Here is a 12113-nt window from a genome sequence, read left to right on the forward strand (position 1 = left end):
GGTCAGCGGTGGGTTTGCGACAATGCCGTGCATGGTAGTCGAGAATCACGTGCCGCTGCAGCGGCTCAACACGTTCGGCATTGCCGCGCGCGCCATGCGGTTGGCGCGCGTACGCAGCGACGCCGATGTGCTGGCGCTGGTGCGCCACCCCGACTGGCGCTGGCAGGATACGTTCATTCTGGGCGGCGGCAGCAACATCGTGCTGACGGGCGACGTGCGCGCGCTGGTGCTCAAGGTCGAAATAACCGGGCGGCGGCTGGTGCACGAGGACGCGCGCGGCTGGTTGGTCGAGGCGGGGGCTGGCGAGCGTTGGCACGACTTCGTCGCGTGGACCCTGCAACAGGGTTGGCCCGGCCTGGAGAACCTGGCCCTGATTCCCGGCACGGTAGGCGCGGCCCCGGTGCAAAACATCGGCGCCTACGGGGTGGAATTGCAGGATCGCTTCCATTCGTTGGACGCCATCGACCTGGAAACAGGGGCGCCGTTGACACTGCGCCATGAGCACTGTGCCTTTGGCTACCGTGATTCGGTGTTCAAGCACGAGCGCCCCCACGCCGGCGGCATGGGGCTCAAGGGCCGGGCGCTGATCACACGCGTGCGTTTTTGGTTGCCCAAGCGTTGGCGGGCCGAGCTGGGCTACCACGACCTGCAACGCAAGGTGGCCGAGACGGGCATCACCGACCCCTCACCGCAACAGGTGTTCGACTGGGTGTGCCAGATCCGGCGCGCCAAGCTGCCCGACCCGGCGGTGCTGGGCAACGCGGGCAGTTTTTTCAAAAACCCAACGGTCACGCCGGAGCAGTGCGCCGACATCATCGGGCGCGACCCGCACGTCGTGCACTACCCGATGCCCGACGGCAGCGTCAAACTGGCCGCCGGTTGGTTGATCGATGCCTGCGGCTGGAAGGGCAAAACCGTGGGCCGAGCCGGGGTCTACGAAAAACAGGCGCTGGTGCTGGTCAACCTGGGTGGCCCCACCAACCCCTGCACCGGGGGGGAAGTGATGACGCTGGCACGGCTGATCCAGACCAGCGTCTATGAGCGTTTCGGTATTCGTCTGGAGCCTGAGCCCGTCGTGGTCGGTTGAACGCGGGCCCGGGCACACCATGGCGCAGCGGCCGCGGGCGGCCGTGTCCGTCAGGCGGCCAATGCCAGTTCGGCGTCGGCGCCGGTGCTCACGCGCGGCGCCATGGCTTCCAGGGTGTCCACCATGGGTTGCGCGCTGAGCTGACCGCCCCGCACGAGGCGACGGAAGTCGTCCAGCGCGCTTTGCCGCGTGCGCTCGATGCGCATGGCCTGGGCGGCGGCGGATACATCGCCGGCACGCTCAGCCTGCCGCAGCACCGCGGCTGGCAGCCAGCTTTGCACATGGCCGCACGTCGGGCATACCAGCCCTTGCCGGTGCGCCACCAGCGTGCCCACGTAACCACCGGCCAGGGCGTGGCGGCCATCGCGCGCGTGGGGGCAGGTCAGGGGGTGGACCGGATCGGCCACCACGCCTGCCTGGGCGCGGTTGATGCGGTCGACGGTGGCGGGGTCAAACGGGGCGGTGAGCCACATGGATGCAATCTCCTGAAACGGGGCGCGTTTTGCCTTCACAATGATTGTTGGCGGCCGGCGCGCCGTTGCCAAGAGGAGGCTTGCAATGCGAAAGGCTTGTTACACCCGGTTACCAGGCCAAGGCGCCCAGCGTGGGGCCCTGCGGTGGGTGCGTTGGCTGTGGGGCGTGCCGCTGGCGCTGGCGGCGCTGTGGTGGTTGGGGCCGAGGTACGAGGCGGGCCCCGAGGTGCCCGCCGCGCGCGCCGACGTGCCCGCCAGCGCCCGCGAGTTGGACGCGTGGCTGGCCGCCCAAGAGGCGCAGCACGCCGGGCTGCGCCCCGAGCTGGCCAAGGGCGTCGTGTGGCACGGCGCGGCCGGGCAGCGCACGCCGTGGGCGGTGGTGTATTTGCACGGCTTCACCGCCAGCCGGGTGGAAACAGCCCCGTTGGCCGAGCGGGTGGCGCAGGCGCTGGGCGCCAACCTGTTGTACACCCGCCTCAGCGGCCACGGTTTGCCGGCCCAGGCGTTGGCCCGCGCCACGCTGCAGGACTGGCTGGCCGATGCGGTGGAGGCCGTGCGCATCGGGCACGTGCTCGGTGAGCGCGTGCTTGTCATCGGCACCTCCACCGGGGCGACGCTGGGTGCGTGGCTGGCGCTGCACCCCGAGCAGGGCGGGGCTGCCGTCGATCGGCAGGTGTGGATTTCGCCCAACTTCGGCCCTGCCGACAAACGCACCGAGTGGCTGCTCGGGCCATGGGGGCGTCAGATCGCGCACGCCATCACCGGCGGCACGGTGGGGGCGCCCAGCGGCGACGCACGCATCGACGCCGGCTGGACGCGGGTGTACCCGGTGGACGCATTGTTGCCGATGATGGCGCTGGTGCAGCGGGTGCGCGACGCCGACCTGGGCCGCGTGCGCACCCCGGTGCTGGTGCTGTACAGCCCCGCCGACCGCACCGTGGATCCGGCGCTGACGCGCGCCGTGTTCGACCGCTTGGGCAGCCCGACCAAGGTGTTGGAGGAGGTGCACGACAGCACCGACCGTGACCAACACGTGTTGGCCGGCGCGCTGCGCTCGCCTGGCACCACCGAGCGCCTGGCCCAGCGCATCGTGCGGTGGGTGCAGCAGGGGACGTGACGGCGGCGACACCGTGGTGGCGCGGGTCGCGCCAGTCGCCACGCCACCCGTGATGGGCCTCAGCCCCCCAACTTGAGCAAGTCGCCGTCCTGGCCGATGGCCAGCAGCCCGGCCTGGGTGTAGATGGTGAGCTTGTCGCGCGTGTCGCTGATGTCGAGGTTGCGCATCGTCAACTGGCCGATGCGGTCGCGCGGGGTGAACGCCGACGCGCCTTTTTCCATCGTCAGCCGCTCGGGGTGGTAGGTGAGGTTGGGGCTTTCGGTGTTGAGGATCGAGTAGTCGTTGCCGCGGCGCAGCTCCAGCGTCACTTCGCCGGTGATGGCGCGCGCCACCCAGCGCTGGGCGGCCTCGCGCAGCATGATGGCTTGCGGGTCGAACCAGCGGCCTTGGTACAGCAGGCGGCCCAGCTTGCGGCCGTTGTCGCGGTACTGCTCGATGGTGTCTTCGTTGTGGATGCCGGTGACCAGCCGCTCGTAGGCGATGAACAGCAACGCCATGCCCGGGGCCTCGTAGATGCCGCGGCTCTTGGCTTCGATGATGCGGTTTTCGATCTGGTCGCTCATGCCCAAGCCGTGGCGGCCGCCGATGCGGTTGGCTTCCAGGAAGAGCTCAACCAAGTCCGGGTATTCGCGGCCGTTGAGGGCCACCGGGCGGCCTTCCTCGAAGCGCACCGTCACCTCTTCGGGTTGGATGGCGCAGTCCTCGCGCCAAAACGGCACGCCCATGATGGGGTTGACGATGCGGATGCTGGCGTTGAGGTGCTCCAGATCCTTGGCCTCGTGGGTGGCGCCCAGCATGTTGCTGTCGGTGCTGTAGGCCTTTTCGACCGACATTTTGTAGTCGAAGCCGTTGCGGATCAGAAACTCGCTCATCTCCTTGCGGCCACCCAGCTCGTCGATGAACGCCTGGTCCAGCCACGGCTTGTAAATTTGTAACGCTGGGTTGGTCAGCAGCCCGTAGCGGTAAAAGCGCTCGATGTCGTTGCCCTTGTAGGTGCTGCCGTCGCCCCAGATGTGGACGTCGTCTTCCTTCATCGCCGCCACCAGCATCGTGCCGGTGACCGCGCGCCCGATCGGGGTGGTGTTGAAGTACGTCACGCCCGCGGTGCTGATGTGAAACGCCCCGCACTGCAGCGCCGCCAGCCCTTCGGCGGCGAGCTGCGGGCGGCAGTCGATCAGGCGCGCCTGCTCGGCGCCGTAGGCCAGCGCGCGCTGGGGGATGGCGTCGTAGTCCGGTTCGTCGGGCTGGCCCAGGTTGGCCGTGTAGGCGTAGGGGATGGCGCCCTTTTGGCGCATCCACAGCAACGCGGCGCTGGTGTCCAGGCCGCCGGAGAAGGCGATGCCGACCTTGTGGCCGACGGGCAGGGATGGCAGGATGGTGGACATGGGTCAGTGCTCCACGAAACAGGCCACGCACGCCGCGGGGGCGCAGCGGCCACGGGCGGTGTCAGCCGAAGTGGCAGATGTAGTGGTACGGTTCGCCTTCGACGCGTATCTGGAAGCTGGACTGCCCCGGCACGGCGAAGCGCTCACCCGGGCCAAAGCGTTGCCAATGGTCAGCGCCGGGCAGCAGCACTTCGCAGTGGCCGGCCACACCTTCCATGATTTCCGGCGCGCCGGTGTTGAAGGTCAGCGTGGCGGGCAGGATGACACCGACCGATTTGCGTGTGCCGTCGGGCAGGGTGACGGTGTGGCTGACGCATCGGCCGTCGAAATACACATTGGCGCGCGCGCTGACGGCGACGCCGGACAGGGTTTCGGTGATGGCGTTCATGGTGCGCCGATTGTAGGCTTACCCACCGCCGCCGCCGACGCCGGGGTCAGACCCGGCGCACCCAGTCTTCGGGGTCGAAGCCGGCGCTGACCGTGCCATCGGACCACTCCACCACCGGGCGGCGCACGACGCTGGGCTTGGCCAGCATCAGCGCGCGGGCGCTGGCCGCGTCGGTGACCACGGCGCGCGCGGCTTCGTCGAGCTGGCGCCACGTGGTGCCACGGCGGTTCAGCAGCGCTTCCCAGCCCAGGGCGGCCAACCAGGCGTCGAGCCGCTCGGGCGGCAGTCCTTGTTTTTTGAAGTCGTGAAAGGTGTGGGCCACGCCTTGCGCCTGCAGCCAGGCCCGCGCCCGTTTGACCGTTTCGCAGTTGGGGATACCGTACACGCGCACCATGCGCCGATGGTACCCGACCTCGCGGTGGACGTGCACCGCGTGGCGTCGGGCACAATGCGCGCTGCCCGCATGACCAAGCCGATGATCCCGCCCACCATGACCGCACCGATCGACCCGCCCACCGCCGACACGTCGCTGGCCGACTGGCTGGCGCACCTGGAACGGCTGCATGGCCAGCGCATCACGCTGGGCCTGGAGCGCGTGCAGGCGGTGGCGCAGGCGCTGGGCGCCGCGGTGCGCCCGCGCTGCCCCGTGGTGACGGTGGCCGGCACCAACGGCAAGGGCTCCACCTGCGCGATGTTGGAAGCCATCGCGCGTGCGGCCGGCTACCGCACGGCGCTGTACACCTCGCCGCACCTGGTGCACTTTGAAGAGCGCGCGCGCTGGCAAGGCGAGCCGCTGGCCAGCGAACGCCTGACGCCGTCGTTTGCCGCGGTCGAAGCGGCCCGGCGCCAAGCCGGCGACGTGCCGCTGAGCTACTTCGAGTTCACGACGTTGGCTTGTGTGCATGCGCTGCTGGCGTGCCAGCCCGACGTGCTGATTATGGAGGTGGGCATGGGCGGGCGGCTGGACGCGGTCAACGTGTGGGACGCCGACTGCGCCATCATCACCAGCATCGACCTGGACCACATGGAGTACCTGGGTCCCGACCGCGAAGCGATCGGCTACGAGAAAGCGGGCATTTTGCGCACCGGGCGGCCCGCCATCGTGTCCGACCCGCTGCCACCGCGCAGCGTGGTGGCGCGCGCCACCGAGATCGACGCCGACCTGTGGCTGGTGGGGCGCGACTTTCGTCACAGTGGCGATCGTCAGCAGTGGCACTGGCAGGGGCGAACACGCCGTTACGCCGGTTTGGCCTACCCGGCGTTGCGCGGCGCCAACCAGCTGCTCAACGCGTCGGGCGTGTTGGCCGCCCTGGAGGCGCTGCACCCGCGTCTGCCGGTGCCGGCGCAAGCGGTGCGCCAGGGTCTGGCCAGTGTGCAGTGGCCCGGTCGCTTCCAGGTGGTGCCCGGCGAGCCGCTGTTGGTGCTGGACGTGGCGCACAACCCCCACGCGGTGGCGGCGCTGGCGCACAACCTGGACGACCAGGGCTACTACCCGCAAACGCTGGCGGTGTTTGGCGCCATGGCCGACAAGGACGTCGCGCCGATGCTGGCGCGCATGGATGCGCTGGTGGACGGCTGGTTTTTTTGCGACCTGCCCACCCCACGCGCCGCGCGCGCCGAGACGCTGCGCGCGCAATGGCTGGGGTTGACGCAACGGGGCGACGGTTTGGCTGAGGTGCACGCCGACCCCCCGGCGGCGCTGCAGGCGGCGCTGGCCCGCGCCGACCCCGCTGGTAGAATCGTGGTTTTCGGATCGTTTTACACGGTGGGTGGCGTGTTGCAACATGGGTTGCCGCGCCTGGGCGCCAAGCACCTGCAGGCCTAAAGGCATGTTTCCATTCGGCTCGCGCGCGTCGCGCAACACCGCGGCCACCGCCCCCGAAGCGGGCGGTCAAGCCCCCAGCGTGGACGCGCTGCGTCGGCAGGCGCGCCAGCGCCTCATCGGCGCCACGGTGCTGGTGGTGGCGGCGCTGGTGCTGCTGCCGTGGCTGCTGGAGGCGCAGCCGCGCCCGGTGCCCGTCGACGTGACGATCGACATCCCTGCGCGCGAACCCGCCACGCCGCTGCCCGCGCCGGTGTTGCCGGCGGCCTCCTCGGCGGGCGCCACGGCGGCCTCCAACCAGGAGTCTGAGCAGCCTGCGACCAGCCCCACGCCGGCGGGCGCCCAGACCGTGGTCAACGCCCCACCCGTCGTCCAACCCCCAGCGGCGGAGCCGTCGTCCGCTGCCTCACCGCCGCCGGCGGTGGCCGCCCCACCCAAGCAGGCGCCAGCCACCCCCGCGCCGGCGCCCGCCGCACCGGCGCCTGAGCGGCCCTCCGACGCGGCCACCGAAGCGGCCAAGGTTCGCATCGTTGTCCAGGTGGGCGCTTACGCCGACCCAGCGCGCGCCCAAGAGGTGCGCAAGCGTCTGGAAAGCGCGGGGCTCAAGACCTACACCCACGTGGCCGACACCCCACAAGGCAAACGCATCCGCGTGCGCGTCGGGCCGTTTGAGAGCCGCGCCGAAGCCGACAAGGTGGCCGCCAAGGTCAAGAGCTTGGGGCTGCCGGCGGCGGTGTTGACGCTGTGAGCATGGCCCCCGTCGACGTCGTGCTGCTGGTGGTGGTGGCTGCCTCGGTGCTGATGGGGGCGTGGCGCGGCTTGCTGTACGAAGCCATCGCGCTGTTGGGCTGGGTCGCCGCGTTCGTGGGGGCGCAGCACTGGGGCCTGCAGGCCGCGCAGCTACTGCCGCTGCAAGGGTGGGGCGAGCCGTTGCGTTATGCGGCCGGCTTTGCGCTGGTGTTCGTGGGCGTGGTGTTGGCTGCGGGGTTGCTGGCGTGGCTGGCCCAGCGCGGCGCGGCGGCGCTGGGCCTGCGGCCGGTGGATCGGCTGCTCGGGGCGGCGTTTGGCGCGTTGCGCGCCGCGGTGTTGCTGCTGGCGGTGGCGCTGCTGGCGCACCAGACGCCGTTGGTGCACAGCGACGCCTGGCAGGCTGCGGTGGGGACGCGGTGGCTGCAGGCGGGACTGGGGGCGCTGCGCACCTTGGTGCCCGCCGACGTGGCGGTGTATTTTCCGTGAACGTTTTGTGAAGGGACCAGGCCATGTGTGGCATCGTCGGGGTGGTCAGCACCCAACCGGTCAACCAGCTCATCTACGATGCGTTGCTGCTGTTGCAGCACCGCGGCCAGGACGCCGCCGGCATCGTGACGCAGCTCGGCCACAAATTTTTCATGCACAAAGCCAAAGGCATGGTGCGCGACGTCTTTCGCACGCGCAACATGCGCGCGCTGCCCGGGCACTGCGGCTTGGGGCAGGTGCGCTACCCCACCGCGGGCAACGCCGCCAGCGAAGAAGAAGCCCAACCCTTCTATGTCAACGCCCCCTTTGGCGTGGTGTTGGCGCACAACGGCAACCTGACCAACGCCCATGCGCTGCGGCGTGAGCTGGTGCAGACCGACCATCGCCACATCAACACCGAAAGCGACTCTGAGGTGCTGCTCAACGTTCTGGCGCACGAGCTGGGGCGCGCGTCGCGTGGGGCGGTGCTGCAGGTGGAGGAGATTTTTGAGGCCGTGCGCGCGCTGCATCGCCGCGTGCGCGGCAGCTACGCGCTGGTGGCGCTGATCGCCGGGCACGGCATGCTGGTGGTGCGCGACCCGTTCGGCATCCGGCCGCTGTGCATCGGGCGTGGCCCCGACGGCACCGTGATGGCGGCCAGTGAATCGGTGGCGCTGGAAGGCACCGGCCACCGCTTCGAGCGCGACGTGGCCCCGGGGGAGGCGATTTTTGTCACGCTGGACGGCCAGATCCACGCCCGTCAGTGCGCGGACAACCCGCGTCACCACCCATGCATCTTTGAGTTCGTGTACCTGGCGCGGCCCGATTCGGTCATCGACGGCATTTCGGTGTACCAGGCGCGCCTCAACATGGGCGAGACGCTGGCCACGCGGGTGATTTCGACGGTGCCGCCGCCCGACATCGATGCCGTCATCCCGATCCCGGAGTCCAGCCGTCCGGCGGCGATGGAGGTGGCGCGCCTGATCGGCCGCCCCTACCGCGAAGGCTTCGTCAAAAACCGCTACGTCGGCCGTACCTTCATCATGCCAGGTCAAGCGGTGCGCAAAAAGTCCGTGCGGCAAAAGCTCAACGTCATCGCCAGCGAGTTCGCCGGCCGCAACGTGCTGCTGGTGGACGACTCCATCGTGCGCGGCACCACCAGCCGCGAAATCGTGCAGATGGCACGCGAAGCCGGCGCGCGCAAGGTGTACCTGGCCAGCGCCGCGCCGCCGGTGCGCTACCCCAACGTGTACGGCATCGACATGCCGACGCAAGAAGAGCTCGTGGCGCATGGCCGCAGCGTCGAGGAGGTGCGCCAGCTGATCGGTTGCGACGCGTTGATCTACCAGGACGTCGAGGCGATGAAGCGTGCGGTGGGCGCGCTCAACCCCACGCTGGCCGGCTTTGAGGCGTCGTGCTTCGACGGCGTGTACATCACCGGCGATGTGACGCTGGAGACGGTGGCCGCGCTCAACGCCCCGCGCACCGCAGGGGGAGAGGATGACGACGGCCCCGGCGGCACGCGGCTGACGCTGCCCAACGCGCAGGAGGTGTGAGTGGAGCCGAGCCAACGCCCCGCGGCGCCCGCGCCGGCGAACGCCCCCTGCGCCTGGCACCCGCAAACCGCCGCGGTGCGGGTGGCGGTGCCGCGCTCGCCGTACGGCGAAAACGCCGAGGCGCTGTACCTCACCAGCGGCTACGTGCAGCCCAGCGCCGAGGCCGCCGCCGCGCGCTTTGCCGGCGACGAGGAAGGTTACACCTACGCGCGCTACGGCAACCCCACCACCACCAGCTTCGAGCAACGCCTGGCGGCGCTGGAGGGCACCGAGGCGGCCATCGCCACCTCGTCGGGCATGGCGGCGATCCTGATGCTGTGCCTGGGCCTGCTCAAGACCGGCGACCACGTGGTGTGCTCGCAGTCGATGTTCGGCGCCACGATCAAACTGATCGGCACCGACCTGGCCAAGTTCGGTGTGCAGTCCACCTTTGTGCCGCAGACCGACCTCGACGCCTGGCGCGCCGCCGTGCGGCCCGAGACCCGCTTGCTGCTGGCCGAAACGCCCACCAACCCGCTGACCGAGGTGTGCGACATCGCCGCGCTGGCCGACATCGCGCACGCGGCCGGCGCGCTGCTGGCGGTGGACAACTGCTTTGCCACGCCGGCGCTGCAGCGGCCCGTGCAGTGGGGCGCCGACATCGTCGTGCACTCCGGCACCAAATTTCTGGACGGGCAGGGGCGGGTGATGGCCGGCGCCCTGTGCGCGTCGCGCGCGCTGGTGGACGAGACCTTCTTGCCCGTGCTGCGCAGCGCGGGCATGACGCTGGCGCCGTTCAACGCCTGGGTTGTGCTCAAGGGGCTGGAGACGCTGCACATCCGCATGCAGGCGCAAAGCGCCACGGCGCTGGCGTTGGCGCGGTGGCTGCAGGCGCACCCGGTGGTGGCGCGGGTGCACCACCCGGGCCTGCCGGAGCACCCGCAGCATGCGCTGGCCATGCGCCAGCAGTCCGGCTGCGGCGGCGCCATCGTGGCCTTTGAGGTGCGCGCCGACACGCCCGAGCAGGGGCGCGCGCGGGCCTTTGCGGTGCTGGATGCGCTGCGCACCCTGTCGCTGTCGACCAACCTGGGCGACACCAAAACCCTGTGCTCGCACCCGGCCAGCACCTCGCACGGGCGCCTCAGCGAAGCGCAGCGCCAGGCCGCGGGCATCTCGCAGGCGCTCATCCGCATCTCGGTCGGCCTGGAGCACCTGGACGACATCGTGGCCGATCTGTCACGCGGCCTCGACGCGCTGGCCTGACGCTCCCCTCCATGCCCCAAGCGTAGCCATCATGACCACACGTATCCGCACCCGATTTGCCCCGTCACCCACCGGCTTCATCCACCTGGGCAACATCCGCTCGGCGCTGTACCCGTGGGCGTTCGCGCGCCGCCACGGTGGCGACTTCATCCTGCGCATCGAAGACACCGACCAGGAGCGCTCCACGCAAGAGGCGGTGGACGTCATCCTGCAGGCCATGCAGTGGCTGGGCCTGACGCCCGACGAGGGACCGTACTACCAGATGCAGCGCATGGCGCGCTACAAGCAGGTCATCGCCGAGATGCTGCAAGCCGGGCTGGCGTACCACTGCTACATGACGCCCGAGGAGCTCGACGCGTTGCGCGAGCGCCAGATGGCCGCCAAGCTCAAACCGCGCTACGACGGCACCTGGCGTCCGGAGCCGGGCAAGGTGCTGCCCACGCCGCCCGCCGGCGTGCTGCCCGTGATCCGCTTCAAAAACCCCTTGGGCGGCAGCGTCGTGTGGGACGACAAGGTCAAGGGTCGCATCGAAATCCGCAACGACGAGCTGGACGACCTGGTGATCGCGCGCCAAGCGCCGCTGGGTGACATTGGCACGCCCACCTACAACTTCTGCGTCGTCGTCGACGACATCGACATGCGCATCACGCACGTCATCCGTGGCGACGACCACGTCAACAACACCCCGCGCCAGATCAACATCTTTCGCGCGCTGGGGCACGAGCCGCCGGTGTACGCGCACCTGCCCACGGTGCTCAACGAGCAGGGCGAAAAGATGAGCAAGCGCCACGGCGCCAAGCCGGTCACCTGGTACCGTGACGCGGGCTTTTTGCCCGACGCCATGATCAACTACCTGGCGCGGCTGGGCTGGAGCCACGGCGACGACGAAATCTTCACGCGCGAGCAGTTCCTGCAGTGGTTCGACCTCGACCACCTGGGCAAGAGCGCGGCGCAGTTCGACGAAGCCAAGCTGCGTTGGGTCAACGCGCAGCACATCAAGATGACGCCGGACGAGCGGCTCGCCCCGCTGGTGGCCGAGCAGCTGGCGCGCCGCGGGCTGCAGGCGGACGGGCGGCTGGTCGCCATCTGCGGCCTGTTCAAGGACCGCTGCGACACCACGGTGGCGCTGGCCGACTGGGCGCAGCCGTACTACGCCGCACCCACGCCGCGCGCCGAGGACCTGGCGCAGCACGTGACCGACGCGGTGCGCCCGGCGCTGGCCGAGCTGCGCCAGCGCCTGGCCGACGCCGAGTGGACGCCCGCGGGCATCGCCGCGGCCATCAAGGCCACGCTGGGTGCGCACGGCCTCAAGATGCCGCAGTTGGCCATGCCGGTGCGGGTGCTGGTGATGGGCGTGGCGCAAACGCCCTCGGTGGACGCGGTGTTGGCGCTGCACCGGCGCGACGACGTGCTGGCGCGCCTGGCCGCGGCGTGAGGGCGCCTCGACCGAATTTGTGCCGCCCGCACGAAAAACGCGTCGATTTGTGGCTATAATGCAGGTCTCGACAGCGCACAACGCTGCAGCGCAACAAGCGGCAGTCGCGTGCACGCCATCGAGGCCCGTGGGGGTATAGCTCAGCTGGGAGAGCGCTTGCATGGCATGCAAGAGGTCAGCGGTTCGATCCCGCTTACCTCCACCACAGGATACATGACCCTATCGTCTAGAGGCCTAGGACATCACCCTTTCACGGTGAGTACCGGGGTTCGAATCCCCGTAGGGTCGCCACACAACTGGAGCGGTAGTTCAGTTGGTCAGAATACCGGCCTGTCACGCCGGGGGTCGCGGGTTCGAGCCCCGTCCGCTCCGCCAACGTCTTGGGTCTCCACA

Annotated in this window: 12 protein-coding genes and 3 tRNA genes; 11 read left to right on the plus strand and 4 right to left on the minus strand. The window is 69.8% G+C overall.

Annotated features, from left to right (window positions below):
• The first annotated feature begins 31 nt into the window (after positions 1–31).
• Positions 32–1087: a UDP-N-acetylmuramate dehydrogenase gene (gene murB, locus EDC36_RS00485; RefSeq protein WP_132961296.1), complete on the plus strand. Its 1056-nt coding sequence runs from the start codon at positions 32–34 to the stop codon at positions 1085–1087.
• 50 nt (positions 1088–1137) lie between these two features.
• Here the strand turns inward: murB and EDC36_RS00490 are convergent, their stop codons facing one another.
• Positions 1138–1560 (minus strand): hypothetical protein, encoded by a 423-nt coding sequence (locus EDC36_RS00490; protein ID WP_132961297.1) that lies wholly within the window; start codon positions 1558–1560, stop codon positions 1138–1140.
• 85 nt (positions 1561–1645) lie between these two features.
• Here EDC36_RS00490 and EDC36_RS00495 point away from each other — a divergent pair, with 85 nt between their 5' ends.
• A complete protein-coding gene (locus tag EDC36_RS00495) occupies positions 1646–2677 on the plus strand; it encodes an alpha/beta hydrolase (RefSeq protein ID WP_165902784.1) in 1032 nt (343 codons plus the stop codon).
• 59 nt (positions 2678–2736) lie between these two features.
• Here the strand turns inward: EDC36_RS00495 and argG are convergent, their stop codons facing one another.
• The 3 genes from argG to EDC36_RS00510 all read right to left on the minus strand — a co-directional run bounded on the left by argG (position 2737) and on the right by EDC36_RS00510 (position 4844).
• Positions 2737–4062, minus strand: a complete 1326-nt coding sequence (argG, locus tag EDC36_RS00500; RefSeq protein ID WP_132961299.1) for an argininosuccinate synthase — start codon at positions 4060–4062, stop codon at positions 2737–2739.
• Between the two features lie 61 nt (positions 4063–4123).
• Positions 4124–4450, minus strand: coding sequence for a pyrimidine/purine nucleoside phosphorylase (gene ppnP / locus EDC36_RS00505; RefSeq protein WP_132961300.1), 327 nt, complete (start codon positions 4448–4450; stop codon positions 4124–4126).
• 46 nt (positions 4451–4496) lie between these two features.
• Complete coding sequence (locus tag EDC36_RS00510; protein ID WP_132961301.1) at positions 4497–4844, minus strand: ArsC family reductase; 348 nt, start codon at positions 4842–4844, stop codon at positions 4497–4499.
• A 96-nt stretch (positions 4845–4940) separates the two neighbouring features.
• Between EDC36_RS00510 and folC the strand changes: the two genes are divergently transcribed.
• The 9 genes from folC to EDC36_RS00555 all read left to right on the plus strand — a co-directional run bounded on the left by folC (position 4941) and on the right by EDC36_RS00555 (position 12095).
• Positions 4941–6275 (plus strand): bifunctional tetrahydrofolate synthase/dihydrofolate synthase, encoded by a 1335-nt coding sequence (gene folC / locus EDC36_RS00515; RefSeq protein WP_132961465.1) that lies wholly within the window; start codon positions 4941–4943, stop codon positions 6273–6275.
• Positions 6276–6279: 4 nt separating this feature from the next.
• A complete protein-coding gene (locus EDC36_RS00520) occupies positions 6280–7020 on the plus strand; it encodes an SPOR domain-containing protein (RefSeq protein WP_132961302.1) in 741 nt (246 codons plus the stop codon).
• A 2-nt stretch (positions 7021–7022) separates the two neighbouring features.
• Positions 7023–7508: a CvpA family protein gene (locus tag EDC36_RS00525; RefSeq protein ID WP_132961303.1), complete on the plus strand. Its 486-nt coding sequence runs from the start codon at positions 7023–7025 to the stop codon at positions 7506–7508.
• A 23-nt stretch (positions 7509–7531) separates the two neighbouring features.
• The gene (gene purF, locus EDC36_RS00530) at positions 7532–9043 is read left to right on the plus strand and encodes an amidophosphoribosyltransferase (RefSeq protein ID WP_132961304.1); all 1512 of its coding nucleotides are present in this window, start codon (positions 7532–7534) and stop codon (positions 9041–9043) included.
• Entirely contained in the window at positions 9044–10285 is a 1242-nt protein-coding gene (locus tag EDC36_RS00535) for an O-succinylhomoserine sulfhydrylase (RefSeq protein ID WP_132961305.1), read from the plus strand.
• 31 nt (positions 10286–10316) lie between these two features.
• A complete protein-coding gene (gene gltX, locus EDC36_RS00540; RefSeq protein ID WP_132961306.1) occupies positions 10317–11720 on the plus strand; it encodes a glutamate--tRNA ligase in 1404 nt (467 codons plus the stop codon).
• A 129-nt stretch (positions 11721–11849) separates the two neighbouring features.
• Positions 11850–11925, plus strand: a tRNA-Ala gene (locus EDC36_RS00545).
• A gap of 10 nt (positions 11926–11935) precedes the next feature.
• A tRNA-Glu gene (locus tag EDC36_RS00550) sits at positions 11936–12011 on the plus strand.
• 7 nt (positions 12012–12018) lie between these two features.
• A tRNA-Asp gene (locus tag EDC36_RS00555) sits at positions 12019–12095 on the plus strand.
• Positions 12096–12113 lie beyond the last annotated feature (18 nt).

The sequence above is a fragment of the Tepidimonas ignava genome, assembly GCF_004342625.1.
GTDB classification, from domain to species: Bacteria; Pseudomonadota; Gammaproteobacteria; order Burkholderiales; family Burkholderiaceae_C; genus Tepidimonas; species Tepidimonas ignava.